Below are 24,589 nucleotides of genomic sequence, written 5' to 3' on the forward strand. Positions count from 1 at the left end.
AGCTTGTGCGTAACCGGTGAAGCGGAGGAGGGTTACGCGCGAGTCCGTGACGAGCCGGCGGCATCCGGGCGGAGCGGCGAGCGGCGACGTCGGAGAGCGGACAGGAAGCGGTTCATGTGCGCAAGCATAAGGCATCCCGCGCCCCACTGTAAACCGCCGCGATGCCACGGATGTGACACGGGCGGCGCGCAGCGGGGCGCGTTCAGGCGCCCGGCGCTCAGACCGGATGCGCGAGATCGGCGGCGCTCGTGAACGAGTCCGCGTAGAACTCGTCGGCCGGCAGCGCGTGGTGCTGCGTGAAATCGCGCTGCGCGGATTCGACCATCACCGGCGCGCCGCACGCGTACACCTGGTGGCCGGACAGATCGGGCAGGTCCTCGATCACCGCGCGATGGACGAAGCCCGTGCGGCCGGTCCACTGGTCGGCGTCGTCCGGTTCGGAGAGGACCGGCACGTACTTGAAGTTCGGGATCTCGCGCGCCCATTGCTCGGCGAGCTCGGCGAGGTAGATGTCCTTCTTGCGGCGCGCGCCCCAGTAGAGCGTCATCGGGCGGGTGATGCCCGAATGCTTCACGTGCTCGATGATCGCCTTGATCGGCGCGAAGCCGGTGCCCGACGCGAGCAGCACGATCGGCTTGTCGGAATCCTCGCGCAGGAAGAACGTGCCGAGCGGGCCTTCGAAGCGCAGGATGTCGCGCTCCTTCATCGCGCCGAACACGTGGTCGGTGAACTTGCCGCCCGGCATGTGGCGGATGTGCAGCTCGATCGGGCCTTCCTCGTGCGGCGCGTTCGCCATCGAGTAGCTGCGGCGCGAGCCGTCCTTCAGGATGAACTCGACGTACTGGCCCGCGAGGTACTGCAGGCGTTCGTTGGCAGGCAACTGCAGCTTCACGACCATCACGTCGTCCGCCTTGCGTTCGAGCGCGGCGATGCGGCACGGCAGCTTCTTGACCTGCACGCCGTCGACGCCGGCGATTTCACGCACGTCGATCTCGAGATCGCATTGCGCCTTCGAGCAGCACAGCAGCGCGAGGCCGCGCGTGCGTTCGTCGTTGGACAGCGCCGACGCGGCGTGCGGGCCCTGTTCGATCTGGCCCGACACGATCTGGCCCTTGCAGGAACCGCACGCGCCGTTCTTGCAGCCGTACGGCAGGTGGACGTTCTGGCGCAGCGCGGCCGCCAGCACGGTTTCGTCCGACTCGACCTGGAATTGCCGGCCGCTTTGCTTGAGAGTGACGTTGAATGCCATAGAACCAAACTAGAACAAAATGGGGGGACCGTGCATGTCGCGCACGGCAGCTACAATGCAAAACCGTTGCGCGTCGCGCAACGGCGGCTACTGAATCTCGCAACCAACATGATCGCGACACGAATCCTGCGCCGGCCGCGCGTATTGATCGTCGGCTGCGGCGACGTCGGCATGCGCTGCGTCGCGCAATGGCGTGACGCGCGCCCCGACCTGCGCATCCTCGCGCTGACGAGCCACCCGGCTCGCCGCAGCGAATTGCGCGCCGCGGGCGCGACGCCGATCGTCGGCGACCTCGATCGCCCGGCGACGCTCCGTCGCCTCGCGGGCGTCGCCCGCACGATCCTGCATCTCGCGCCGCCGCCATCCGACGGCCGCGACGACCGGCGCACGCGTGCGCTGATCGCCGCAACGTCCATGCCCGCGCGTCGGCCGTCTCCGACGGCACCGGCGGTCGGCCGGCTCCGACGGCTGCGCACCGCGGCGCGACAGGCCGGCGCGCCCGTTCGGGCAGCGCGTATTGTACCCGACGGTCTTCGCGCGCCGAGGCTCGTCTATGCCAGCACGACGGGCGTCTACGGCGACTGCGGCGGCGCGCGCATCGACGAAACGCACCCGCTGCGCCCCGCGAACCCGCGCGCGTTCCGGCGCGTGTCGGCCGAGCGGCAACTGCGTGCGGCGACGGTGCGCGGCGTGCTGTCCGCGCGCATCGTGCGCATTCCGGGCATCTACGCGGCTAACCGCCTGCCAGTTGCGCGGCTCGAGCGCGGCACGCCGGCGCTCGAGCCGGCCGACGACGTCTACACGAACCACATCCACGCGGACGATCTCGCGGCGATCCTGCGTCGTGCGGCCGAGCGCGGCAAGCCGGCGCGCGTCGTGCACGCGTCGGACGACACCGAACTGCGGATGGGAGAGTATTTCGACCGGGTCGCGCAGGCGCTGGGTCTGCCGAGGCCGCCGCGCGTGAGCCGCGCGGACGCCGAACGCCTGCTCGAGCCGACGCTGCTGTCCTTCATGCGCGAGTCGCGGCGCCTGTCCAACGCACGGCTCAAGGCCGAATTGTGCGTGACGTTGCGCTATCCGACCGTAGACGATTTCCTTCAAACGCTCGCGCCGGGCAGCGCGTCAGGTGAGCGCCGGTAACGCCTCGATCAGCAGGAAGCACAGCAGCGCACCGATCAGCGCGCCGATCAGGTTCGGGTGATATTTGTGCTTCAGATGCATCGTGGCCAGCAGCCCGCCGATCACGATGACGCCGATGACCGCGAACGCGATCATCACGGACGACAGTTCGAAAGAATGGTTGATGTTCATGATGTCTCCCCCTGCATCGCCGCTCTTGCAGCTTGTGATTTCAGTATAGCGGGGGAACCTGTGGCCGAGAGGCGGCCGGACACCGAACGGTCGTGCGGATTTTCCCTTACAGGGTTTCGACGGGATTGCGCAGCGCGGAAAGGTCGGCTTCGTCGAGCCAGCGCCATGCGCCGGGCGCGAGATCGGCCGGCAGCGTGAAGCCGCCGATGCTTTCGCGGTGCAGCAATTCGACGCGGTTGCTCGCTGCCGCGACCATCCGCTTGACCTGGTGGTACTTGCCTTCGAGGACGGTCAGCGCGAGCGTGTGCGGGGCGCGGGCGTCGGCGGCGACGGCCGCGATCGGCTTCGGCTCGCCATGCAGTTGCACGCCGGTGCGCAGCGCGTGCAGTTGCGTGTCGTCGAGCGGGTGGCGCACGGTCGCGACGTAGGTCTTCGGCACCTTGCGCTTCGGCGACGTGTACGCGTGCACGAACTGGCCGTCGTCCGACAGCAGCAGCAGGCCGGTCGTGTCCTGGTCGAGCCGGCCGACGCACTGCACGCCGCGCGCGACGAGCGGCGCCGGCAGCAGGCTGAACACGCTCGCATGGTGCTGCGGATCGCGCGAACACTCGTAGCCGGCCGGCTTGTTGAGCGCGAGATACGCGCGCGCATGGAACGGCCATGCGGCCTCGTCGACCTCGAACACGAGGCCGTCGGTGTCGAAGATGGCGTCCGGGTCGGTCGCGGCGGCGCCCGCGACGGCGACGCGGCCCGCCTCGATCAGGCCGCGGCACTGGCGGCGCGAGCCGAAGCCCTGGGTGTAGAGAATGCTTTCGAGATCCATAGCGCGCGCATTCTATCAAGCGGCGGCGTAGGGCCGGCATGAACGCGCATGCGCTGGTAAGCTGCCGGAACGCCGTGCGGTGCGCGGCGCCCGCCCATTCTTCACGGACAGTTCATGCGTTTCGATTCATTCCCGTTCGGCCGCCACGCGGCCGCCGTCATCGTCGCAGCAACCGTTTCGTCGGCCGCGTTCGCGCACGCGCATCTCGCGAAGAGCGACCCGGCGTCGGGCGCGATGCTGGCTGCCGCACCGGCCGCCGTCACGATCGACTTCACCGAGCCGCTGGAGCCCGCATTCAGCTCGATCGTCGTCGTCGACGCCGACGGCAAGACGGTGTCGAACGGCCGCGCGCGCATCGACGCGTCGAACCGCAAGCGCATGACGGTGCCGCTCGCGGCGCTCGCCACCGGCGCGTACACGGTGAAGTGGGTGGCCGTCGCGACCGACGGGCATCGCACGCAGGGCGCGTACGGCTTCGGCGTGAAGTGACGCAACGGGGGCGGCAGGCCTGTGCCAGGGTTGCTGCCCGCCTCTATCCGACAGGGAGTCTTCCGCATGAATCCGACGACGCTCGACGCACTCGCCGATTTCCCCCGTCAACTCGAAGCGCATTTCGCGGCCGTGCCCGACGGCTATGCGCGCTGGACGCCCGACGACTGGGCCGGCATACCGAGCGAGCATTTCTCGCCGCTCGGGCAGCTCTGCCACGTGCGCGACATCGAGATCGACGGCTATCACGTGCGGCTGCGGCGCATGCTCGACGAAGACCGGCCGCTGCTCGTGTCGATCGACGGCGACGCGCTCGCGGTTCAGCGGCGCTACGACGACGCGTATGCGTCCGACGTGCTCGCGGCGATCCGCGACGCACGGCGCGAGACGCTGGCGCTGCTGTCGCGCCTCACGCCCGAACAGTTCGAGCGTACCGGCGAATTCGACGGCTACGGCTCGCTGACCGTGCGCGGGCTCGTCCATTACCTGTGCAGTCACGACCAGCAGCATCTGGCCGGCATGCAGTGGCTGCTCGGCAAGATCGACGCGGCGCTGTACGCGCGCTGAACCGGCCGGCGGCCGCGCGATCGACAGCGGAATCCGGCGTCGCCGTCGGTGCGGAAGACCTCCTTGCGCGGCTTCGACTGGACCGATTTTCTGGATGATCCATCCAGCCGCGGCCGGCTGATCGGCGGGGCGCGTGTGCCTACACTCCTAGCTTCGTTCAACGAAAAAAGGAGTCAACCGTGGCAACTCATACGCTCGCAGACAAGGTCGTCCTGATCGCAGGCGGTGCAAAGAATCTCGGCGGCCTGATCGCCCGGGACCTGGCGGGCCACGGCGCGAAGGCGGTGGCGATTCACTACAACAGCGCGGCGTCGCAGGCGCAGGCCGAGGAAACGGCCGCCGCGGTGCGCGCGGCCGGCGCGGAGGCCGCGACGTTCCAGGCGGACCTGACGACGGCGGCCGCGGTCGAGAAGCTGTTCGACGACGCGAAGCAGCGCTTCGGCAAGATCGACATCGCGATCAACACGGTCGGCAAGGTGCTGAAGAAGCCGTTCACCGAGATCAGCGAAGCCGAGTACGACGAGATGTTCGCGGTCAACAGCAAGTCGGCGTTCTTCTTCATCAAGGAAGCCGGGCGGCATCTCGAGGATCACGGCAAGCTCGTCACGCTCGTGACGTCGCTGCTCGGCGCGTTCACGCCGTTCTATGCGGCATACGAAGGATCGAAGGCGCCGGTCGAGCACTTCACGCGCGCGGCGTCGAAGGAGTACGGCGCACGCGGCATTTCGGTGACGGCCGTCGGGCCGGGGCCGATGGACACGCCGTTCTTCTATCCGGCCGAAGGCGCCGACGCGGTCGCGTATCACAAGACGGCCGCCGCGCTGTCGCCGTTCAGCAAGACGGGGCTGACCGACATCGAGGACGTCGTGCCGTTCATCCGCCATCTCGTGACCGACGGCTGGTGGATCACGGGCCAGACGATCCTGATCAACGGCGGCTACACGACCAAGTAACCGGGGGCCGCTTGCGGCCGCGCGGCGCACCGCACTGGCGCGTTTGCGTGGACAATGGACGGGCGCGCGGCCGCGAGGCCGCGCGCCCGTTTTCTCCGTGCCGCCGAAGCCGGCCGCGATGCGCGGCGGCCGGCGGCGACCGTCGTTCGAACCCGGGTTTCCCGCCGATGGACAAGCTGGATCAGGTCAGGATCTTCCTGCAGGTTGCCGAGATGGGCAGCTTCATCAAGGCCGCGCATGCGCTCGACGTGCCGCGCGCGACCGTGTCGGCGGCCGTCCTGCAGCTCGAGACGGCGCTCGGCACACGGCTGCTGCACCGCACGACACGCCAGGTGCAGTTGACTGCCGACGGCGCGCTGCTGGTCGAACGCGGCCGGCGCCTGCTCGCGGAAGCCGACGACCTCGACCGCCTGTTCCGGCGCCGCGACCGCGACGTGGTCGGGCGGCTGAACGTCGATGTGCCGAGCCGGATCGCGCGCCGCGTCGTGGCGCCCGCGCTGCCGTCGCTGTTTCGCCGCCACCCGAAGCTGCAATTGTCGCTCGGCTCGACGGACCGCGCGATCGACCTCGTGCAGGAGGGCGTCGATTGCGCGATCCGCGTCGGGCGGCTCGCGGACAGCAGCCTCGTCGTGCGGCCGCTCGGGCAGTTCACGCTGATCAACTGCGCGAGCCCCGACTACCTGCGCGAATGCGGCGTGCCCGAGCATCCGGATGCGCTCGCGCGCGGGCACTGGGCGATCGGCTATGCGTCGCCGACGACGGGGCGCGAGCTCGGCTGGGAATACTGCGCCAACGGGCAGCGGCACGTGCTGACGCTGCCGAGCCGCGTGATCGTCAACAACGCCGAAACCTATATCGCCAGCTGTATCGCCGGAATGGGGCTGATCCAGATTCCGCGCTTCGACGTCGAGCATCTGCTGGCAAGCGGCGCGCTCGTCGACGTGATGCCCGGCCATCGCGCCGAGCCGATGGACGTGTCGGCCGTGTATCCGCACCGACGGCACCGCTCCCGGCGGCTCAACGCGTTCGTCGAGTGGTTCGGGGAGTTGATGGCCGATGCATTGAACGGCGCGGGCGCGAGCAGCAGCGGCGATTGAAGGCGACAACGCGCGGGTCTCCGCGGGCCGTGCCGCCGTTCGTCGGCCCGTGCGCCGAGCGCGCCGCGGGCGCTCAGGCGGCGAACTGCCGTGTGCGCCCGGTGGCCCGTACCGCGTCGATCAACGCGGCGCCGACGCCCGCGGGCTTCGACGCGAACGCGTAAAAGCGCGCGGCCGGCAGCGCCGGCAGGCCGTCTTGCGGCCCGCACGCGCGCAGGCCGTCGCGCAACTGGCTGCGCGCGAGCGCCGTGACCGCGAAGCCGGCGAGCGCGGCCGACATGCAGCCGGCCATGCTCGCGCTTTCGAACAGCACGCGAAACGGCCGTAGCGCCGCCGCGAGCGCGGACACCGCGGCTTCCCGGTACACGCACGGCTCCGGAAACAGCGCGAGCGGCACGCGTTCCTCGGCGTCGAGCGCCGTATCGGCCGCGAACGCCCACACGAGCGGCTCTTCCCACAGCAGCTCGCCGGGCGTGTCGACCTGTCGGCATTGCTTGCCGAACACGACGTCGAGCCGGCCGAGCGATTGCTCCCGCAGCAGCGACGCGGTGATGCCGACCTTCAGTTCGATCGAGGTGTGCGGATGGCCGTCGCGGAACGTGCGCAGCACCTGCGGCAGCCACGTGCAGGCGAAATCCTCGGACGCCCCGACCCGCAGCGGCCCGTGCGCCGGCGCGCCGCGCAGCCGGGCGCGCACTTCGCGCTCCATGTCGACGATGTTGCGCGCGTACGCGTACAGCGTGTCGCCGGCCGGCGTCAGCGCGATCCGGCGGGTCGTGCGCGCGAGCAGCACGGTGCCGGCCGCCTGTTCGAGCCGCTTGATGTGGCCGCTGACGGCGGACGGCGTCAGCGCGAGGCGCTCCGCGGCCGGCGCGAACCCGCGGCTGTCGACGACTTCGAGAAACGTGCGCAGCAACGCGATGTCGAGCGCGGTCGAGGCGGGCGAGGGCGACGGTTCCATGGATCGATTCGACGCAATATATGAGTAATGAATGATGATACTCCGCGAATCGTGATGAAAGGCCGGCCTACCATCGTATGTTCAAGCCCCTCTGGCGGAGTACACGATGACGACCTATGCGCATGCGACGACCGCGTCGCTCGACATTGCCTATCTCGAATGGAACCCGCGCGGCGAACGCGTGGCCGTGCTGCTGCATGGCTGGCCGGACAGCCCGGTCGGCTGGGAGCCGGTGGCATCGGCGCTCGCCGCGCGCGGCTATCGCGTGCTGGCGCCCGCATTGCGCGGCTTCGCGCCGACGCGCTTTCGCGACGCGTCCGTGCCGCGCAGCGGCCAGCTCGCGGCGCTCGGGCGCGACCTGCTCGAATTCGTCGATGCGCTCGGTATCGAGCGGCCCGTGCTGGTCGGGCACGACTGGGGCGCCCGCGCGGCCGCGAACGCGTGCGGGCTGCAAGACGGTGTTGCATCCCAGCTCGTGATGCTGTCGGTCGGGTACGGCACCAACGATCCCGCTCAGCCGCTGTCGCTGCAGCAGGCGCGCAACTACTGGTATCACTGGTTCATGGCGACGCCGCGCGGCGAGCAGGCGCTGCGCGACGACCGCCGCGCGTTCGCGCGCCTGATGTGGGATACCTGGTCGCCGCCGGGCTGGTATCGCGACAGCGATTTCGACGCAGCGGCCGTCGCATTCGACGGGCCCGACTGGATCGACGTCGTGCTGCATTCGTATCGGCAGCGCTGGGGCTTCGCGCCGGGCACGCCGGCCTATGCCGACGACGACGCGCGGCTGAACCCGGCGCCCGTGCTGGCGGTCCCGACGCTCGTGCTGCACGGCGGCGCGGACGCCTGCAATCATCCGGACAGCTCGGCCGGCCGCGAGCGGTTCTTCGCCGGGCGCTACGCGCGGCACGTGCTGGACGGCGTGGGGCACTTTCCGCAGCGGGAGGCGCCGGCGGCGGTCGCGGACGCGATTCTCGGGTTCTGCGAGGCGGGTTGACGCGCGCCGGCCGGCCCGGCGCGCGAAGGATCAGCCGCCGACGCGCGGCGCGAGCAGGTCGGCGAGCCCGATGTTCCTGAACATTTCGCGGCGAATGCGATCGCCGACGCGGAACACTTCCTCGGCGCCGTCCTGCGACGGATCGACGAACACGCGGTAGGGGCGCTTGCCGGCCGGCGCCGCGACGAGCTCGGCAATCGCCGTGGCGACGGCGCCGGCGTCGGCGTCCGCCGGCTCGAGCGCGGCGAGGCCCGTCAATGCCTGGTCGGCGACGCCCGCGTACGGCCCGCTGTCGTAGGCGGCCTGCACGGCGGTATCGGCCGGCTTGCCGGCATGGAGGAAGTGATTCGTGCCGCGGGTGAACGCGCCCGGCACGACGATCGACGTTTCGATGCCCCAGCGGGCGAGTTCGGCCGCGTAGGACACCGCGAGCGAGTCCATCGCGGCTTTCGCGGCGAAGTAGGGCGCGAGGAACGGCGGCGTGCCGCCGCGCGCCGACGAGGACGACACCCACACGAGCAGGCCGCGGCCTTGACGGCGGAGGTGCGGCAGCGCCGCGCGGTTCACGCGCTGGGTCGACACGACGTTGACGTCGTAGAGCTGCGCGAGCTGTTCGGGCGTGAAGGCTTCGGCCGGCCCGAACACCATGTGGCCCGCGTTGTGGACGACGACGTCGAGACGGCCGTGGTCGGCGATCACGCGCTCGATTGCGGCATCGACCGATGCGTCGTCGCCGACGTCGAGTTCGATGGTGCGCAGATCGACGCCGTGTTCTTGCGCATAGGCGGCGACGGCGGCGGCGCGCGGCGCGTTGCGCCCGGCGAGCTCGCGCATCGACGCGTAGACCGTGTGACCGGCGCGGGCGAGCGCCTGGGCCGTCAGCAAGCCGAAGCCGCTGGACGCGCCGGTGACGAGGACGACTTCCTTCATGAGCGATCTCCTGGCGAAAAGACGAATGGCCGCGAGCGGTCGGTCAGCACATGCCGCCGTTGGCGCGCAGGATCTGGCCGTTGATCCACGCGCCGTCGGGGCCGGCGAGGAATGCAACGACGCGCGCGATGTCGTCGGGCTGGCCGAGCCGCTCGAGCGGGTTCAGCTTCGCGAGCCGATCGACGAGTTCGGGACTCTTGCCCTGCAGAAACAACTCGGTCGCGACGGGCCCCGGCGCGACGGCGTTCACGCGGACGCCGCGCCCGCGCATTTCCTGCGCCAGCACCTGCGTGAGGCTTTCGACCGCCGCCTTGCTGGCGACGTACACGCCGTAAGTCGGCATGCGCATGCCGATCACGCTGGTCGACAGGTTGATGATGCGTCCACCGTCGCGCACCCGCCTGGCCGCTTCGCGGCAGACGTTGAACGTGCCTTTCACGTTGATCGCGAACGTTTCGTCGAACAGCGCATCGTCGCAGTCGGCGATGGCCGCCAGCTTCATCACGCCCGCGGAATTGACTACCACGTCCAGGCCGCCGAATGCGTCGTGGGCGGCGTCGAACAGCGCGGCCACGGCCGCCGGGTCGGCGACGTTCGCCTGCACCGCGACGGCATGGCCGCCGTCGGCGACGATCGCGTCGACCACTTCGCGGGCCGGGCCGGCGCTGCCGGCATAGTTGACGACGACCCGGAAGCCGTCCCGGGCGAGCTGGCGGGCGATTTCCGCGCCGATGCCGCGCGACGAACCCGTGACGAGGGCGACCTGTTCCGATGTGCTCATGTCCTGCTCCTGGTGAATGGGTGAATGCCGTTCGATCCGGCGACAGGACTACTGTAGGCTTCCTCGATCAATAAAAATAATGAATAATGATAAGTAGATGAATGACTGAAAGTATGTCTCATGGGATTCGACAGCAGGTTGCTCAGTGGTATCGGCGTGCTCTCTGCGGTGATCGAGGCCGGCACCTTCGCGCGGGCGGGCGAGGCGATGGGGCTGACGCAACCGGCGGTGAGCCGCGCGGTCGCGCGGCTGGAAGAGCGGGTCGGCATCCGGATCTTCAACCGGACGGCGCGCGCGATCACGCTGACCGACGAAGGGCGACGCTTTTACGAGGCGGTCGCGCCGCTGCTGGCCGGTATCGAGGAGGCGGCGCTCGACGCCGGCCAGTCGAAGGCGCGCGTGAGGGGGCGGCTGCGGGTCAACGTGGACGGCACGTTCGGCCACTACGTGCTGGCGCCGCGGATGGCGGAATTTCTCGACCGCTTTCCCGATCTGTCGGTCGAGATCAGCGTGCGGGACCGGATGGGCGACCTCGTCGCCGACGGCTTCGACGTGGCCGTGCGCTTCGGCATCCCGGAGCCGTCGTCATATCGAGCGCGACTGCTGCTCGAGACGCGCGTGCTGACCTGCGCGTCAGCGGCCTACGTCGCGCGTCACGGCGAGCCGCGGCACCCTCGGGATCTCGCGGACGGTCACCGGTGCGTGCTGATCCGCGATCCGGTGACGGGGCGACCGTACGAATGGGAATTTCATCGCGGCAAGGAAGTCGTGCCGGTCGACGCCGCCGGCAGGCTGATGGTCAACGATACGGGCGGGCTGCTCGGCGCGTGCATCGGCGGCGTCGGCATTGCGCAACTGCTCGAGCTCTATGCGCGGGACATGCTCGCCGACGGGCGGTTGGTCCTGCTATTGCCGGAATGGACCGACGAGACCTTCCCGCTTTACGCGTATCACCACGCGTCGAACCTCGTCGCCGCGAAGGTGAGGGTGTTTCTCGACTTCGTCCGCGAGTTGACGGGCTGAGGACGGCAGGCCGCTGTCGGTCACTCGATGCGGTGAGGAACGCGCGGCCAAAACAAAAAACCCGCGAAGCGGCGAGCTTGCGCGGGTTTCGACAGTGGCAGCGCGGGATGCTGCGAAAGACTGGTGCCCAGGGCCGGAATCGAACCGGCACGCCTTGCGGCGGGGGATTTTGAGTCCCCTGCGTCTACCAATTTCACCACCTGGGCTTGATCCTGGCCGCGCATGGTCGTACGCGGCGAAACGCGAATTATGGCGGAAAACCGAATGCCCGGCAAGCTGCCCGGCATCCGCACGCAAGTCACTGGCTCAGGTAGACGAAGCGGCCCTGCTTCACGACGCCCATCACGCTCGCGCGCTGATCGAGCCCGACGTGATCCTTGTCGTTCGTATTGACGACGCCGTTCGGCACGACGAGTTCGTGCGCGCGTTCGAGCTCGCGGCGCAGCGCCGTGCGGAACGCGGGCGTGCCGGGCTGCGCGGCTTTCAACGCACGGCCGACCGCATCGGCCAGGCGCGGGTACACGCCCGCCGCGTCGCCCGCGAACTGCGTGACCGTGCCGGCGCCGTACTTCGCCTCGTACGCGTCGACGAACGCGAGCGCGGCCTGGCGAGCCGGATGGTCGGCCGGCAGCGTGCGCGCGACGACGACCGGCTGGGTCGGGAACAGCGTCCCGTCGACGTCCTTGCCGCCCAGCTTGATGAATTCCGGCGTCGCGATCCCGTGGGTCTGGTAGACGGGGCCCTTGTAGCCGCGCTCGATCAGCGTGCGCTGCGGCAGCACGGCCGGCGTGCCCGAGCCCGCGATCAGGATCGCATCGGGCTTCGCCGCGATGAGCTTCAGCGCTTGGCCCGTGACGCTCGCGTCGGTGCGGTTGAAGCGCTCGGTCGCGACCACCCGAATCTTGCGCAGCTCCGCGAAGCGCGTGAATTCGTTGAGCCAGCTGTCGCCGTAGCTGTCCGCGAAGCCGATGAAGCCGACCGTCTTCACGCCGTGGTTGGCCATGTAGCGCGTCATCACGTCGGCCATCGCGCGGTCGCCCTGCGCCATCTTGAATGCCCAGGTCCGCGCGCCTTCCTGCGGCTCGACGATCGCGCCGGAGCCGACCAGCGTGATCATCGGCGTCTGCGCGGCGGCCACCGCGTCGAGCGCCGCGAGCGCGGCCGGCGTGATGTTCGGCCCGACCACGACGTCGACGTGATCCTCGTCGACCAGCTTGCGGATGTTGCGCACCGCGTTGCCCGGGTCGGACGCGTCGTCGAGCACCGTGACCTGCACGGGCTGCCCGGCGATCGTCTTCGGCCACATCAGGATCGCGTTCTTGCTCGTGATGCCGATCGCGGCGGCCGGGCCGGTGGACGACAGGTCGACGCCGACCTTCAGGTCGGCATGCGCGGCCGCGCAGGCCAGCACGAGGGCGGCGCCGGCGGCGCGGCGCAACGAGGCGGAAAGCCGTGGCAGGGCGGGAAGCGTCATGCGGGAATCTCCGTCGGGCAGCAAAAAGGGGCGCGATATGCGCCCCCTGTGTTTATACACGCGGGCTCGAGAAAACGCCGGGCCGCCCCGGGTTCTGCCGAGCCCCTCGGGGCCTGGGCGCGCTTACAGCTCGTACGATTCGGATTCGCCCTTGAGCGCCTGTTCGATCAGCTTGCGGTTCAGCGTCGGCGACAGCAGCTCGACCAGCGTATACACATAGCTGCGCAGGTAGGCGCCCTGCTTGAGCGCGACGCGCGTCACGTTGCTGCCGAACAGGTGGCCGACCGGAATCAGCCGCAGGCCGCGGTCGCGCTCGGGATTGAACGCGATGTCGGCCATGATGCCGACGCCGAGTCCGAGCTCGACATAGGTCTTGATCACGTCGGCGTCGATCGCCTCGAGCACGATGTCCGGCGACAGCCCGCGCAGCGCGAACGCATGGTTGATCTTCTTGCGGCCCGCGAACGCGTCGTCGTACGTGATCAGCGGGTACTGGGCGAGATCGTCCAGCGTGACCGGCTTGCGTTCGAGCAACGGGTGGTCGGCCGGCACGACGGCCGCGTGATGCCACTGGAAGCAGGGTAGCGACACGAGCTCCTTGTAGTCGGAGATCGCCTCGGTCGCGATCGCGAGATCGGCCTGGTCGTGAATCACCATCTCGGCCACCTGCGTCGGGCTGCCCTGCAGGATCGACAGGTGGACCTTCGGGAAGCGCTTCTTGAATTCGGCGATCGCGGCCGGCAGCGAGTAGCGGGCCTGCGTGTGGGTGGCCGCGATGGTCAGGTTGCCCTGATCCTGCGCCGCATAATCCTTCCCGACCCTTTTCAGGCTTTCCACTTCCTGCAGGATCCGCTCGACCGATGCAAGGATGATCCGCCCCGGCTCGGTGAGCGAGCGCACGCGCTTGCCGTGCCGCGTGAAGATCTCGACGCCCAGCTCGTCCTCGAGCTCGATGATCGCCTTCGATACCCCCGGCTGCGACGTGTAGAGCGCCTTGGCGGCCTCGGTGAGGTTGAAATTCTGCCGGACGGCCTCGCGCACGAAGCGAAATTGGTGCAGGTTCATTTATAACCCTTCCGCATATCAACAGAATTTTTTAGTCGTTTGAAATATAAGGGGAGTTTATTACGATTCACCGGAGTTTTTCAAATATGGATATCTGTTTTCGTCATTAGCAATCCAGCCGGCAGCGGTTGGCGGCGGTGACGACGGAACGGAGATTCGGGCGCGACGTGGCTAGGACGTCGCGCGGTCACCACGAAAACCCTGGGGTCCCCGAATGTATCAGTACGACCAATACGACCAGACGATCGTCGACGAACGCGTCGCGCAGTACCGCGATCAGGTGCGCCGCCGGCTGTCGGGCGAGTTGAGCGAAGACGAGTTCCGTCCGCTGCGTCTGCAGAACGGCCTGTACATGCAGCGCCACGCGTACATGCACCGCATCGCGATTCCGTACGGCAACCTGCGCAGCGACCAGCTGCGGATGCTCGCGCGCATCGCCCGCGAGCACGACCGCGGCTACGGCCACTTCTCGACGCGCTCGAACATTCAGTTCAACTGGATCCAGCTCGAGGACACGCCCGAGATCCTCGCGAAGCTCGCGTCGGTGCAGATGCATGGCATCCAGACGTCGGGCAACTGCATCCGCAACATCACGGCCGACCAGTTCGCCGGCGTCGCGCAGGACGAAGAGATCGATCCGCGCCCGTGGGCCGAGATCCTGCGCCAGTGGTCGACGTTCCATCCCGAATTCGCGTGGCTGCCGCGCAAGTTCAAGATCGCGGTGTCGGGTTCGAAGCATGACCGCGCGGCCGTGCAGATCCACGACCTCGGCGTGTACCTGAAGAAGAACGCGCAGGGCGAGGTGGTCGCGAGCATTCTCGCGGGCGGCGGCCTCGGCCGTACGCCGATCGTCGGCGCGGTGATCAAGGAAGACCTGCCGTGGCAGCACCTGCTCACCTACTGCGAAGCCGTGCTGCGCGTGTACAACCGCTACGGCCGCCGCGACAACCTGTACAAGGCGCGGATCAAGATCCTCGTGAAGGCGCTGTCGCCGGCGAAGTTCGCGCAGCAGGTCGAGGAGGAGTGGCAGCACCTGAAGGACGGCCCGTCGACGCTTACGCAGGCCGAACTCGACCGCGTGTCGCAGTACTTCCAGCCGCCCGTCTACGAGAAGCTGGCCGACACCGACGCGTCGTTCGAACAGCACCTGCTCGAGAACAAGGCGTTCGCGCGCTGGGTCGAGCGTAACGTCGCGCCGCACAAGGTGCCGGGCTATGCGGCCGTCACGCTGTCGCTGAAGGATCACCGCGTGGCGCCGGGCGACGCGACCGACGCGCAGATGGATCTGGTCGCCGACTGGGCCGACGCGTACTCGTTCGGCGAGCTGCGCGTGTCGCACGAGCAGAACCTGATTCTCGCGAACGTGAAGAAGCGCGACCTGTTCGCGCTGTGGGAAAAGGCGAAGGCGGCCGGTTTCGCGACGCCGAACATCGGCCTGCTGACCGACATCATCGCGTGCCCGGGCGGCGACTTCTGCTCGCTCGCGAACGCGAAGTCGATCCCGATCGCGCTGGCGATCCAGCAGCGTTTCGACGATCTCGACTACGTGTACGACCTCGGCGACCTGTCGCTGAACATTTCCGGTTGCATGAACTCGTGCGGTCACCACCACGTCGGCAACATCGGTATTCTCGGCGTCGACAAGGACGGCGCCGAGTGGTACCAGGTGTCGCTCGGCGGCGAGCAGGGCACGGGCCGCAACGGCGCGCGCCTCGGCCGCGTGATCGGGCCGTCGTTCTCGGCGGAAGAAGTGCCCGACGTGATCGCGAAGCTGATCGATACGTTCGTCGAGGCACGCATCGACGGCGAGCGCTTCGTCGATACGTACGATCGCATCGGCATCGCGCCGTTCAAGGAGCGCGTGTATGCGGCGCGCCAGGCAGTGAACGCGTAACCAACCGGGTAGAAGGAATTTGCAGATGGCTTCGATTATCAAGAACCGCGCAGTGATCGACGACGCATGGCAGGTCGTGCGCGCGGCGGAAGACGGTACGCTGCCCGCGGTCGACGCATTGCCGGCCGGCAAGGTGCTGGTGCCGTTCGCGTTGTGGCAGGCCGAGCGCGCGGCGCTCGTCGCCGCGAAGACGAAGGACGAACTCGGCGTGTGGCTCGCGCCGGATAGCGAACCGGCCGATCTCGTGGCCGACTTCGGCGCGATCTCGCTGATCGCCGTCGACTTCCCGCGCTTCGCGGACGGCCGCGGCTACAGCATCGCGCGCCTGCTGCGCGAGCGGCATGGCTGGACCGGCGAGCTGCGCGCGATCGGCGACGTGCTGCGCGACCAGTTGCTGTACATGTCGCGTTGCGGCTTCGACGCATTCGCGGTGCGGGCCGACAAGGACATCCACGACGCGCTGAACGCGTTCACGGAATTCACGCAGCGTTACCAGGGCGCGTTCGACGAGCCGGCGCCGCTGTTCCGCCGCCGCGCGGCTGCGGCCGACACCAAGGTGAGCGCATGAGCACCGCGACCGCCACCGCGCTGACGCCGGAACTCGCCGCGAAGGTCGAGCGTCTCGACGCGCTGCTCGTGCGCATCGGCGAGCGTCACGACAAGGTGAAGTTCGCGAGCAGCCTCGCCGCGGAAGACATGCTGCTCACGCACGCGATCCTGTCGAAGGGCGTGCCGATCGGCATCTTCTCGCTGAACACGGGCCGCCTGCACGCGGAAACGCTCGGCATGATCGATCGCGTGCGCGAGCGCTACGGCTACGAGATCGAGCAGTTCCATCCGCGGCAGGACGCGGTCGACCAGTATGTGGCCGAGCACGGCCTGAACGCGTTCTACGAGAGCGTCGAGCTGCGCAAGTCGTGCTGCCATATCCGCAAGGTCGAGCCGCTGAACCGCGCGCTGGCCGACGTCGGCGCGTGGGTGACGGGCCAGCGTCGCGAGCAGTCGGTCACGCGCGCGGAGCTGCACGAGGAAGAACAGGACGAAGCGCGCGGGATCGCGAAGTACAACCCGCTCGCCGACTGGACGGAAGCCGACGTATGGGCGTACCTTGACGCGTTCGACGTGCCGGTCAACCCGCTGCATGCGCGCGGCTACCCGAGCATCGGGTGCGAGCCGTGCACGCGCGCGATCCGTCCCGGCGAGGACAGCCGCGCGGGCCGCTGGTGGTGGGAGTCGCGCGACACGAAGGAGTGCGGGCTGCACGTCACGACGATCACGCCGATTCCCGCGAATGCCGACGCCGGCGCCGCGCACTGAAAGCCGACAAGAAACCGAATATTGCGCCGCCCGCGACAGCGGGCGGCACGAACCCAGAAGAGAAGGACTGAAATCATGAGCACGACGCTCGAGCAATCCGCCTTTGCCCCGCCCGCCGGCGCCGACAGCCGCATGGGCCACCTCGACTGGCTCGAAGCCGAGTCGATCCACATCCTGCGCGAACTCGTGGCCGAATGCAGCAAGCCGGCGCTGTTGTTCTCGGGCGGCAAGGATTCGGTCGTCGTGCTGCATCTGGCGCTGAAGGCGTTCGGCCTCGGCGCGAACCGCAAGACGACGCTGCCGTTCCCGCTCGTGCATATCGACACGGGCCACAACTACGAGGAAGTGATCGACTTCCGCGATCGCCGTGCGCAGGAGCTCGGCGCCGAGCTCGTGGTCGGTCACGTCGAGGATTCGATCAAGCGCGGCACGGTCGTGCTGCGCCGCGAGACCGATTCGCGCAATGCCGCGCAGGCCGTCACGCTGCTCGAGACGATCGAGCAGCACGGTTACACGGCGCTGATCGGCGGCGCGCGCCGCGACGAAGAGAAGGCGCGCGCGAAGGAGCGCATCTTCTCGTTCCGCGACGAATTCGGCCAGTGGGATCCGAAAGCGCAGCGCCCGGAACTGTGGAGCCTGTACAACGCGCGCCTGCACAAGGGCGAGCATCTGCGCGTGTTCCCGATCTCGAACTGGACCGAGCTCGACGTGTGGCAGTACATCGCGCGCGAAAACCTCGAACTGCCGTCGATCTACTACGCGCACCAGCGCGAGATCGTGCGCCGCAACGGGCTGCTCGTGCCGGTCACGCCGCTCACGCCGATGCGTGACGGCGAGACGAGCGAGCTCGCGCAGGTGCGCTTCCGCACGGTCGGCGACATCAGCTGCACGTGCCCGGTCGAGAGCGACGCGGACGACGTCGAGAAGATCATCGCCGAGACGGCGGTGACCGAGATCACCGAGCGCGGCGCGACCCGGATGGACGACCAGGCGTCCGAAGCCGCGATGGAACAGCGCAAGAAGCAAGGTTATTTCTGAAGCACACGAGGACATTCACATCATGAGCATCATCGAGAACACCGAAGACCTCGGCGTGCTGCGTTTCATCACCGCGGGCAGCGTCGACGACGGCAAGAGCACGCTGATCGGCCGCCTGCTGTACGACAGCAAGGCCGTGCTGTCCGACCAGCTGTCCGCGCTGTCGCGCGCGAAGAACAAGCGCACGGTCGGCGACGAGCTCGACCTCGCGCTGCTGACCGATGGCCTCGAAGCCGAGCGCGAGCAGGGCATCACGATCGACGTCGCGTACCGCTACTTCGCGACCGCGAAGCGCAAGTTCATCATCGCCGACACGCCGGGGCACGAGCAGTACACGCGCAACATGGTCACGGGCGCGTCGACCGCGCACGCGGCGATCATCCTGATCGACGCGACGCGCGTGACGATCGAGAACGGCGTCGCCGATTTGCTGCCGCAGACCAAGCGCCACAGCGCGATCGTCAAGCTGCTCGGGCTGCAGCACGTGATCGTCGCGATCAACAAGATGGACCTCGTCGACTACAGCGAGGCGCGCTTCAACGAGATCCGCGATGCGTACGTCGCGCTCGCGAAGCAGCTCGGCCTGACCGACGTGCGCTTCGTGCCGGTGTCGGCGCTCAAGGGCGACAACATCGTCGGCGCGAGCGAGCGCATGCCGTGGTACGCGGGCGAGCCGCTCCTCGACGTGCTCGAGTCGCTGCCGGTCGAGACGCAGGCGCATGATGCGCTGCGCTTCCCGGTGCAGTGGGTCGCGCGCCAGGACGGCAGCTCGGCCGACGATTTCCGCGGCTACATGGGCCGGATCGAGTCGGGCGAAGTGAAGGTCGGCGATACGATCGTCGTGCTGCCGTCGAACCGCACCGCGACGGTCGCCGAGATCATCGCACCGGTGCCGGGCGGCACCGCGGCCGTGCCGCATGCGTTCGCGGGGCAGACGGTGACGATTCGCGTCGAGGAAGACGTCGACGTGTCGCGCGGCGACATGTTCGTCACGACCGCCGAGCCGGTCGAGCCGGCGAAGAAGCTCGAGGCCGACCTGTGCTGGTTCGACGAGGCGCCGCTGTCGCCGCAGCGCAAGTACCTGCTGAAGCAGACGACCAGCACGGTGTTCGCGAAGATCGGCGCGGTCAAGCAGGTGCTCGACGTGCATACGCTGTCGCACGCGACTGACCGTCAGGAACTGAAGATGAACGACATCGGGCGCGTGGCGCTGACGCTGCAGAAGCCGATCGTTTGCGACACGTACGATGCGCACCCCGGTACGGGCGCGTTCGTGCTGATCGACGAGGCGACGCATCACACGGTCGCCGCCGGCATGATCCGGGCGTTCTCGGCATAACGCGCATGAGCGGCATGACCGGCGTTCAGCGCCGCCCACGCGGCGGCGCGCGCCGGCCGGCATCCGCATGAGCATGAGCACGACTAGCGAAGCGACAAACATGGGCAAGGTGTATCTGATCGGAGCAGGGCCGGGCGCCGCGGACCTCATCACGGTGCGCGGCATGCGGCTGCTCGAGCAGGCCGACGTGGTGCTGCACGACGCGCTCGTCGAGCCGGCGATGCTCGACTACGCGCCGAACGCGCGCAAGATCGCCGTCGGCAAGCGCTGCGGGCAGCGTTCGACCGCGCAGCACTTCATCAACAAGCAGATCGTCGACGCGGCGCGCGAGCATGCATGCGTCGTGCGGCTGAAGGGCGGCGATCCGATGCTGTTCGGCCGCGCGGAAGAGGAAATGCGCGCGCTCGAGGCGGCAGGCATCGACTACGAGGTCGTGCCGGGCATCACCGCGGCGCTGGCCGGCGCGGCGACGCTGAAGCGGTCTCTGACGCTGCGCGGCGTGTCGCGCAGCGTCGCGTTCGCGACGCACAGCCGCGCACCGGGCAGCGACGAGATCCGCGAGGCCGCGCGCGCCGATTCGATCGTCTACTACATGGGCCGCGACAGCGCGCCCGGCATCGCACAGCAGCTGATCGACGCGGGCCGTGCACCCGCGACGCCGGTCGCGATCGTCGAGGCGTGCAGCACCGCGCGCGAGCGCACGCTGACGCTGACGCTCGCGCAGATGGCCGCGGGCGACGCGCAGGCGTGGCTCGACCCGGCCGAACCGAGCCTGCTGATGATCGGCGATGCGTTCGCCGAACGCGTACGGATCGCGAAAGAGGGCGACGCGTTGCGCAATGCCGCTTGAGTCGGCGGAGCGGTCCGCGTGACAGGCGATGCGGCGATGGGTCCGATAGGTGAAAAAAAGCGCTGGCTACCGAAGCCAGCGCTTTTTTGTTTGGGCTCGCCGCTACGGCTCGCCGCTACGGCTCGCCGCTTCGCTCACGCGTCGCGATCGATCTGCTCGATGCAGTAGCGCGCGACCGCGTCGAGCACGCCGTCGTCTTCGCCGACGGCTGTCGCGCAGCGGATGTCGACGCCCGGATGCGCGGCGCGGCATGCGTCGACGAGTTGCGGCAGATCGCGGCGCACGTGGCCGCCCTGGCCGAAAAAGACCGGCACCACGGTGATGCGCGTGCAGCCGGCCGCGGCTTGCGCGGCCACGGCCTCACCGAGCGACGGCGTCATCAGTTCGAGGAACGCGAGCGACACCTGCGTGGCGGGGGAGCCGGCGCCGCGCAGCCGCGCGGCGAGCCGCTCGAACGGCTCGGCCCAGCGCGGATCGCGGGCGCCGTGGCCGAACAGGACGATACCGTGCGAATGCATGTCGAAGCCTCCGTCGCGACGCGGCGCTCAGTGCCGGTCGACCCACTTGAGCGCGAACAGGCCGAGCGCGAGATAGATGAGGCCCGGCGTCGCGGCAGTGAGCGGCGCGGGCCACGTGTTCAGCGTGCCGATGTGCGAGAACAGCGTGTTGAGCAGCTGGAAGCTCATGCCGAGCATGATGCCGCCGAACACCTTCACGCCGACCACGCCGGCCCGCGTGTGCAGGTACGCGAACGGCAGCGACAGCACGAGCATCACGAACACCGCGAACGGATACAGCAGCTTGCGCCACAGCGCGATGTCGTAGCGCTGCGTGTCCTGCTGGTTCTCGCGCAAGTGCTGGATGTAGCGGAACAGGTTGATGATCGACATGCGCTCCGGCGACACGAGCAGCACCGACAGAATCTGCGGCGTCAGGTCGGACCGCAGCCGGTATTCGGGCAGCGACACCTGCTGCGACCGGTACACGGGGTTCAGCGCATCGGCCGGCTGGCCGCTGACCGGCTTGATCGGCGTCAGCTCGGTTTCGGTCACGCCCGTCAGCAGCCAGTGGCCGGGCGGCTCGTAGCGGCCGGTCTGCGCGATCCGCACGTTCTGCAGCTGGAATTTCGAATCGAATTCGTAGATGCGCACGTTGCTGATCGTCGAGTCGGGCGACAGGCTGCCGACGTTGACGAAGCGCGTGACCTGCTCGCCGTTCTCGCGGGCCGCGAGCGTGTCCTTCACCCACACGCCCGACTGGAAGTTCGACGACACCGACGCGCCGAGCGCCTGCAGCCGCACGCGCTCGGACAATTGATCCGCGTACGGCCCGACGAATTCGCCGATCAGGTAGGTGACGATCACGAGCGGCACGCCGATCTTCAGCAGCGAGCGCAGCGCCTGGTTGGTCGCGAGGCCCGACACGCGGAAGATCGTGAATTCCGAGTTCGCGGCCATCTGCGCGAACACGTAGATCGCGCTGATCAGCGCGGCGACCGGGATGATCTCGTAGAAGCGCGACGGCGTCTGCAGCGCGACGCGCAGCACCGCGTAGCCGAACTTGTAGTTGCCGTGCCCGACCGAGTTCAGCTCGCTGATCAGGTCGAAGAAGAAGAACAGGCCGGAGAACGCGAACAGGATGAAGATGAACGTGACGTAGATCTGCCGCGCGAAGTACTTTTCATAGAGCCGCATCGATCATGCTCCCGAGCGGCCGAACAGCGCGCGTGTCAACAGCGGACGATTGCGCACGCGCAACCAGAAAATGAATGCGACGATCGCCGCGACGAGCACGTGCAGCCCGACGAGGCCGACGCCGAACGACATCTTGCCCTGCTCGATCTGCGCCTGCACGACGTTCAGCAGGTTCGAGTACGTGAGGTAGATCAGCACGGCCATCACGAGATTGATCGTGCGGCTGCGACGCGGGTTCTGGTACGAGAGCGGGATGCCGAGCACCATCAGGTTGATCGCGATCAGCGGCAGCCCCGCGCGCCACGCGAATTCCGCGAGGTTGTCGCGCGTCGGGTTGCGCAGCAGGTCGGGGGTGGGCGTGCTGTTGGTGGTCTGCACGTTGACGACCGGCTTGCTCGTGATCTTCACGCCGTAGCGCTCGAACTCCATGATCTTGAAGTTCGGCTGGCCGGGCGTGCCGTCGTAGCGGCGGCCGTCCTCGAGGACGACGAAACGATCGCCGTCCTTCGAGGTTTCCGTATGGCCCGTCTGCGACACGACCACGTTGAGCTTGCCGTTTTCCGTCGACGTGACGAATACGTTCTGCACCTTGCTCTGGTCGGGCGACATCTTCTCGATGAAGAACACGCGATGATTCGCGGCCGATTCGCGGAACTGGCCGGGCGCGAGCAGCGAGATCTCGTCGCGCTGCTGGAAGCGCGCCTTGATCATCTTGCTCTGCTGGTTCGACCACGGCCAGCCGACGAACGCGAAGAAGGTGATCAGCAGGATGATCGGCGTGGCGAACACGCCGATCGGCTTGATGAGGCGCGTAAGGCTCACGCCCGACGCGAGCCACACCACCATTTCGGAGTCCCGGTACCACCGGGTCAGCACGAACAGGATGGACACGAACAGCGTGACGACGAGCATCACGGCGAGGTAGCCGATCACGGTCAGGCCGATCAGCACAAGCACGTCGCGCGGATCGATTTCGCCGGACGCGGCGTAGCCGACGATGCGAATCATCATCGTCGTGAGCATGATCGTGAGCAGCACCATGAACACGGCGCCAGCCGTATACGCAAGCTCGCGCTGGAGGGAGCGTTCGAAGATCATTCTTGATGAGAAGAGGGCGGGAGGCTGCGCACGCGTGGTGGAGCGCTCGCGCCGCCACGGGAAAAATAGCGGATAATTGCGGCTTTCATCCTTAGCCCAGATTTTATCCGAGGACAAGCGCGATGGACTTTAGCATAAAAGGCTGTGATTGGAGCAAAGGCGAGGCCAAGGGGTTCCTGACCGGGAAGTCCGACTGCATCGTGCTCGGCATCTTCGAGGCGCAGACCCTGTCGGGCGCGGCGCTCGACATCGACACGGCCACCAAGGGGCTGATCTCGCGCGTGGTGAAGGCCGGCGACATGGACGGCAAGCGCGGCAAGACGCTGTTCCTGCACGAAGTATCGGGCATCGGCGCGTCGCGCGTGCTGCTCGTCGGGCTCGGCAAGCAGGATGCTTTCAATCAGAAAGCCTATAACGACGCGGTCACCGCCGCGTGGCGCGCGCTGCTGGCGACCAAGGTCGTCCAGGTCACGTTCTCGCTCGCGCAGCTGCCGGTCGACGAGCGCAGCTCCGACTGGGGCGTGCGCGCCGCGATCCTCGCGCTGCGCAACGAGACCTACCGCTTCACGCAGATGAAGAGCAAGCCGGAACCGGCGTCGCACACGCTCAAGCGCGTCGTGTTCAGCGTCGACCCGGCGGACGAGAAGGCCGCGAAGGTCGCGGTCAAGCAGGCGGTCGCGCTCGCGAACGGGATGGATCTCACCCGCGATCTCGGCAACCTGCCGGGCAACGTCTGCACGCCGACCTATCTCGGCAACACCGCGAAGAAGATCGCGAAGGATTGGGGCCTGAAGGCCGAAGTCCTCGGGCTCAAGCAGATCCAGGCGCTGAAGATGGGCTCGTTCCTGTCGGTCGCGCGCGCGTCGGTCGAGCCGCCGCAATTCATCGTGCTGCACTACCAGGGCGCTGCCGCGAAGGCCGCGCCGGTCGTGCTGGTCGGCAAGGGCATCACGTTCGACACGGGCGGCATCTCGCTGAAGCCGGGCGAGGGCATGGACGAGATGAAGTACGACATGTGCGGCGCGGGCTCGGTGCTCGGCACGATCCGCGCGGTCGCCGAGATGGGCCTGAAGATCAACGTCGTCGCGATCGTGCCGACCTGCGAGAACATGCCGGGCGGCAACGCGACGAAGCCGGGCGACATCGTCACCAGCATGAAGGGGCTGACGATCGAGGTGCTGAACACCGACGCCGAAGGCCGCCTGATCCTGTGCGACGCGCTCACGTATGCCGAGCGCTTCAAGCCGGCCGCCGTGATCGACGTCGCGACGCTGACGGGAGCGTGCGTGATCGCGCTCGGCGCCCACAACAGCGGGCTGTTCTCGACGAACGACGCGCTCGCGGGCGAACTGCTCGACGCGTCGCGCGAGGCGAACGACCCGGCATGGCGCATGCCGCTCGACGACGAGTACCAGGAGCAGCTGAAGTCGAATTTCGCGGATCTCGCGAACATCGGCGGGCGTCCGGCCGGCGCCGTGACCGCGGCGTGCTTCCTGTCGCGCTTCACGGAGAGCTATCCGTGGGCCCACCTCGACATCGCGGGCACCGCATGGAAGGGCGGTGCCGCGAAGGGCGCGACGGGCCGTCCGGTGCCGCTGCTCGCGCAGTTCCTGATCGACCGCGCCGGCCAGTGATG

Annotated in this window: 25 protein-coding genes and 1 tRNA gene; 14 read left to right on the forward strand and 12 right to left on the reverse strand. The window is 68.2% G+C overall.

Going from position 1 to position 24,589, the window contains the following annotated elements:
* Positions 1 to 217: 217 nt before the first annotated feature.
* The gene (locus QZM15_RS21830) at positions 218 to 1,249 is read right to left on the reverse strand and encodes a CDP-6-deoxy-delta-3,4-glucoseen reductase (RefSeq protein ID WP_006478058.1); all 1,032 of its coding nucleotides are present in this window, start codon (positions 1,247 to 1,249) and stop codon (positions 218 to 220) included.
* Between the two features lie 108 nt (positions 1,250 to 1,357).
* Between QZM15_RS21830 and QZM15_RS21835 the strand changes: the two genes are divergently transcribed.
* The gene (locus QZM15_RS21835) at positions 1,358 to 2,392 is read left to right on the forward strand and encodes an NAD-dependent epimerase/dehydratase family protein (RefSeq protein WP_059576812.1); all 1,035 of its coding nucleotides are present in this window, start codon (positions 1,358 to 1,360) and stop codon (positions 2,390 to 2,392) included.
* On the opposite strand, the gene QZM15_RS21840 is transcribed toward QZM15_RS21835, so the two are convergent.
* Both QZM15_RS21840 and QZM15_RS21845 read right to left on the reverse strand, forming a co-directional pair.
* Entirely contained in the window at positions 2,375 to 2,563 is a 189-nt protein-coding gene (locus tag QZM15_RS21840) for a hypothetical protein (protein WP_011546000.1), read from the reverse strand. The genes QZM15_RS21835 and QZM15_RS21840 overlap by 18 nt on opposite strands.
* Positions 2,564 to 2,669: 106 nt before the next feature.
* Positions 2,670 to 3,386 carry a 16S rRNA pseudouridine(516) synthase gene (locus QZM15_RS21845; RefSeq protein WP_302107236.1) on the reverse strand — a complete coding sequence of 239 codons (717 nt, stop codon included), beginning with the start codon at positions 3,384 to 3,386 and terminating at the stop codon, positions 2,670 to 2,672.
* Positions 3,387 to 3,500: 114 nt separating this feature from the next.
* Here QZM15_RS21845 and copC point away from each other — a divergent pair, with 114 nt between their 5' ends.
* The 4 genes from copC (at position 3,501) to QZM15_RS21865 (ending at position 6,492) form a co-directional block, all read left to right on the forward strand.
* Positions 3,501 to 3,875: a copper homeostasis periplasmic binding protein CopC gene (copC, locus tag QZM15_RS21850; protein ID WP_059576805.1), complete on the forward strand. Its 375-nt coding sequence runs from the start codon at positions 3,501 to 3,503 to the stop codon at positions 3,873 to 3,875.
* 66 nt (positions 3,876 to 3,941) lie between these two features.
* On the forward strand, positions 3,942 to 4,442 hold the full coding sequence (locus QZM15_RS21855; protein ID WP_059576802.1) for a DinB family protein: 501 nt from the start codon (positions 3,942 to 3,944) through the stop codon (positions 4,440 to 4,442).
* Between the two features lie 179 nt (positions 4,443 to 4,621).
* Positions 4,622 to 5,395, forward strand: coding sequence for an SDR family oxidoreductase (locus QZM15_RS21860; RefSeq protein WP_006478064.1), 774 nt, complete (start codon positions 4,622 to 4,624; stop codon positions 5,393 to 5,395).
* Between the two features lie 167 nt (positions 5,396 to 5,562).
* Complete coding sequence (locus tag QZM15_RS21865) at positions 5,563 to 6,492, forward strand: LysR family transcriptional regulator (protein ID WP_060311862.1); 930 nt, start codon at positions 5,563 to 5,565, stop codon at positions 6,490 to 6,492.
* Between the two features lie 73 nt (positions 6,493 to 6,565).
* Here QZM15_RS21865 and QZM15_RS21870 read toward each other — a convergent pair whose 3' ends face one another.
* Positions 6,566 to 7,453, reverse strand: a complete 888-nt coding sequence (locus QZM15_RS21870) for a LysR family transcriptional regulator (protein ID WP_124861224.1) — start codon at positions 7,451 to 7,453, stop codon at positions 6,566 to 6,568.
* A 106-nt stretch (positions 7,454 to 7,559) separates the two neighbouring features.
* On the opposite strand from QZM15_RS21870, the gene QZM15_RS21875 reads away from it, so the two are divergent.
* On the forward strand, positions 7,560 to 8,450 hold the full coding sequence (locus tag QZM15_RS21875) for an alpha/beta fold hydrolase (RefSeq protein WP_226222725.1): 891 nt from the start codon (positions 7,560 to 7,562) through the stop codon (positions 8,448 to 8,450).
* 30 nt (positions 8,451 to 8,480) lie between these two features.
* On the opposite strand, the gene QZM15_RS21880 is transcribed toward QZM15_RS21875, so the two are convergent.
* Together QZM15_RS21880 and QZM15_RS21885 are read right to left on the reverse strand one after the other, a co-directional pair.
* A complete protein-coding gene (locus QZM15_RS21880; RefSeq protein ID WP_226222723.1) occupies positions 8,481 to 9,380 on the reverse strand; it encodes an SDR family oxidoreductase in 900 nt (299 codons plus the stop codon).
* Positions 9,381 to 9,423: 43 nt separating this feature from the next.
* On the reverse strand, positions 9,424 to 10,161 hold the full coding sequence (locus tag QZM15_RS21885) for an SDR family oxidoreductase (RefSeq protein ID WP_059576789.1): 738 nt from the start codon (positions 10,159 to 10,161) through the stop codon (positions 9,424 to 9,426).
* Between the two features lie 120 nt (positions 10,162 to 10,281).
* Between QZM15_RS21885 and QZM15_RS21890 the strand changes: the two genes are divergently transcribed.
* On the forward strand, positions 10,282 to 11,184 hold the full coding sequence (locus QZM15_RS21890; RefSeq protein ID WP_226222721.1) for a LysR family transcriptional regulator: 903 nt from the start codon (positions 10,282 to 10,284) through the stop codon (positions 11,182 to 11,184).
* A gap of 121 nt (positions 11,185 to 11,305) precedes the next feature.
* Here QZM15_RS21890 and QZM15_RS21895 read toward each other — a convergent pair.
* The 3 genes from QZM15_RS21895 to QZM15_RS21905 all read right to left on the reverse strand — a co-directional run bounded on the left by QZM15_RS21895 (position 11,306) and on the right by QZM15_RS21905 (position 13,723).
* Positions 11,306 to 11,390, reverse strand: a tRNA-Leu gene (locus QZM15_RS21895).
* Between the two features lie 92 nt (positions 11,391 to 11,482).
* Positions 11,483 to 12,658 carry an ABC transporter substrate-binding protein gene (locus QZM15_RS21900; protein WP_226222719.1) on the reverse strand — a complete coding sequence of 392 codons (1,176 nt, stop codon included), beginning with the start codon at positions 12,656 to 12,658 and terminating at the stop codon, positions 11,483 to 11,485.
* Positions 12,659 to 12,781: 123 nt separating this feature from the next.
* A complete protein-coding gene (locus QZM15_RS21905) occupies positions 12,782 to 13,723 on the reverse strand; it encodes a CysB family HTH-type transcriptional regulator (RefSeq protein ID WP_027785173.1) in 942 nt (313 codons plus the stop codon).
* 214 nt (positions 13,724 to 13,937) lie between these two features.
* Between QZM15_RS21905 and QZM15_RS21910 the strand changes: the two genes are divergently transcribed.
* From QZM15_RS21910 to cobA, 6 genes are all read left to right on the forward strand, one after another.
* A complete protein-coding gene (locus QZM15_RS21910; protein WP_059576781.1) occupies positions 13,938 to 15,617 on the forward strand; it encodes a nitrite/sulfite reductase in 1,680 nt (559 codons plus the stop codon).
* Positions 15,618 to 15,642: 25 nt separating this feature from the next.
* Complete coding sequence (locus tag QZM15_RS21915) at positions 15,643 to 16,185, forward strand: DUF934 domain-containing protein (protein ID WP_059576779.1); 543 nt, start codon at positions 15,643 to 15,645, stop codon at positions 16,183 to 16,185.
* Complete coding sequence (locus QZM15_RS21920) at positions 16,182 to 16,934, forward strand: phosphoadenylyl-sulfate reductase (RefSeq protein ID WP_226222716.1); 753 nt, start codon at positions 16,182 to 16,184, stop codon at positions 16,932 to 16,934. Before QZM15_RS21915 ends, QZM15_RS21920 begins: the two co-directional genes overlap by 4 nt.
* A 75-nt stretch (positions 16,935 to 17,009) precedes the next feature.
* Positions 17,010 to 17,972: a sulfate adenylyltransferase subunit CysD gene (cysD, locus tag QZM15_RS21925; protein ID WP_059576774.1), complete on the forward strand. Its 963-nt coding sequence runs from the start codon at positions 17,010 to 17,012 to the stop codon at positions 17,970 to 17,972.
* Positions 17,973 to 17,994: 22 nt separating this feature from the next.
* Positions 17,995 to 19,311, forward strand: coding sequence for a sulfate adenylyltransferase subunit 1 (locus QZM15_RS21930; protein WP_059576771.1), 1,317 nt, complete (start codon positions 17,995 to 17,997; stop codon positions 19,309 to 19,311).
* A 100-nt stretch (positions 19,312 to 19,411) separates the two neighbouring features.
* Positions 19,412 to 20,161 carry a uroporphyrinogen-III C-methyltransferase gene (cobA, locus tag QZM15_RS21935; RefSeq protein WP_059576768.1) on the forward strand — a complete coding sequence of 250 codons (750 nt, stop codon included), beginning with the start codon at positions 19,412 to 19,414 and terminating at the stop codon, positions 20,159 to 20,161.
* 134 nt (positions 20,162 to 20,295) lie between these two features.
* On the opposite strand, the gene QZM15_RS21940 is transcribed toward cobA, so the two are convergent.
* The 3 genes from QZM15_RS21940 to lptF are packed head-to-tail and all read right to left on the reverse strand — an operon-like array spanning position 20,296 to position 22,953.
* Positions 20,296 to 20,679 (reverse strand): sirohydrochlorin chelatase, encoded by a 384-nt coding sequence (locus QZM15_RS21940; protein ID WP_060311876.1) that lies wholly within the window; start codon positions 20,677 to 20,679, stop codon positions 20,296 to 20,298.
* 27 nt (positions 20,680 to 20,706) lie between these two features.
* A complete protein-coding gene (gene lptG / locus QZM15_RS21945) occupies positions 20,707 to 21,855 on the reverse strand; it encodes an LPS export ABC transporter permease LptG (protein WP_059576762.1) in 1,149 nt (382 codons plus the stop codon).
* Positions 21,856 to 21,858: 3 nt separating this feature from the next.
* On the reverse strand, positions 21,859 to 22,953 hold the full coding sequence (lptF, locus tag QZM15_RS21950) for an LPS export ABC transporter permease LptF (protein ID WP_059576759.1): 1,095 nt from the start codon (positions 22,951 to 22,953) through the stop codon (positions 21,859 to 21,861).
* A gap of 122 nt (positions 22,954 to 23,075) precedes the next feature.
* On the opposite strand from lptF, the gene QZM15_RS21955 reads away from it, so the two are divergent.
* A complete protein-coding gene (locus tag QZM15_RS21955) occupies positions 23,076 to 24,587 on the forward strand; it encodes a leucyl aminopeptidase (RefSeq protein WP_059576757.1) in 1,512 nt (503 codons plus the stop codon).
* Positions 24,588 to 24,589 lie beyond the last annotated feature (2 nt).

The organism is Burkholderia sp. AU44665 (genome assembly GCF_030504405.1).
Lineage (GTDB): Bacteria > Pseudomonadota > Gammaproteobacteria > Burkholderiales > Burkholderiaceae > Burkholderia > Burkholderia semiarida.

Coding starts and splice junctions, on each gene's coding strand:
- QZM15_RS21830 (WP_006478058.1), bottom strand. CDS start 1,249: ATGGCATTCAACGTCACTCTCAAGCAAAGCGGCCGGCAATTCCAGGTC.
- QZM15_RS21835 (WP_059576812.1), top strand. CDS start 1,358: ATGATCGCGACACGAATCCTGCGCCGGCCGCGCGTATTGATCGTCGGC.
- QZM15_RS21840 (WP_011546000.1), bottom strand. CDS start 2,563: ATGAACATCAACCATTCTTTCGAACTGTCGTCCGTGATGATCGCGTTC.
- QZM15_RS21845 (WP_302107236.1), bottom strand. CDS start 3,386: ATGGATCTCGAAAGCATTCTCTACACCCAGGGCTTCGGCTCGCGCCGC.
- copC (WP_059576805.1), top strand. CDS start 3,501: ATGCGTTTCGATTCATTCCCGTTCGGCCGCCACGCGGCCGCCGTCATC.
- QZM15_RS21855 (WP_059576802.1), top strand. CDS start 3,942: ATGAATCCGACGACGCTCGACGCACTCGCCGATTTCCCCCGTCAACTC.
- QZM15_RS21865 (WP_060311862.1), top strand. CDS start 5,563: ATGGACAAGCTGGATCAGGTCAGGATCTTCCTGCAGGTTGCCGAGATG.
- QZM15_RS21870 (WP_124861224.1), bottom strand. CDS start 7,453: ATGGAACCGTCGCCCTCGCCCGCCTCGACCGCGCTCGACATCGCGTTG.
- QZM15_RS21875 (WP_226222725.1), top strand. CDS start 7,560: ATGACGACCTATGCGCATGCGACGACCGCGTCGCTCGACATTGCCTAT.
- QZM15_RS21880 (WP_226222723.1), bottom strand. CDS start 9,380: ATGAAGGAAGTCGTCCTCGTCACCGGCGCGTCCAGCGGCTTCGGCTTG.
- QZM15_RS21885 (WP_059576789.1), bottom strand. CDS start 10,161: ATGAGCACATCGGAACAGGTCGCCCTCGTCACGGGTTCGTCGCGCGGC.
- QZM15_RS21890 (WP_226222721.1), top strand. CDS start 10,282: ATGGGATTCGACAGCAGGTTGCTCAGTGGTATCGGCGTGCTCTCTGCG.
- QZM15_RS21900 (WP_226222719.1), bottom strand. CDS start 12,658: ATGACGCTTCCCGCCCTGCCACGGCTTTCCGCCTCGTTGCGCCGCGCC.
- QZM15_RS21905 (WP_027785173.1), bottom strand. CDS start 13,723: ATGAACCTGCACCAATTTCGCTTCGTGCGCGAGGCCGTCCGGCAGAAT.
- QZM15_RS21910 (WP_059576781.1), top strand. CDS start 13,938: ATGTATCAGTACGACCAATACGACCAGACGATCGTCGACGAACGCGTC.
- QZM15_RS21915 (WP_059576779.1), top strand. CDS start 15,643: ATGGCTTCGATTATCAAGAACCGCGCAGTGATCGACGACGCATGGCAG.
- QZM15_RS21920 (WP_226222716.1), top strand. CDS start 16,182: ATGAGCACCGCGACCGCCACCGCGCTGACGCCGGAACTCGCCGCGAAG.
- cysD (WP_059576774.1), top strand. CDS start 17,010: ATGAGCACGACGCTCGAGCAATCCGCCTTTGCCCCGCCCGCCGGCGCC.
- QZM15_RS21930 (WP_059576771.1), top strand. CDS start 17,995: ATGAGCATCATCGAGAACACCGAAGACCTCGGCGTGCTGCGTTTCATC.
- cobA (WP_059576768.1), top strand. CDS start 19,412: ATGGGCAAGGTGTATCTGATCGGAGCAGGGCCGGGCGCCGCGGACCTC.
- QZM15_RS21940 (WP_060311876.1), bottom strand. CDS start 20,679: ATGCATTCGCACGGTATCGTCCTGTTCGGCCACGGCGCCCGCGATCCG.
- lptG (WP_059576762.1), bottom strand. CDS start 21,855: ATGCGGCTCTATGAAAAGTACTTCGCGCGGCAGATCTACGTCACGTTC.
- lptF (WP_059576759.1), bottom strand. CDS start 22,953: ATGATCTTCGAACGCTCCCTCCAGCGCGAGCTTGCGTATACGGCTGGC.
- QZM15_RS21955 (WP_059576757.1), top strand. CDS start 23,076: ATGGACTTTAGCATAAAAGGCTGTGATTGGAGCAAAGGCGAGGCCAAG.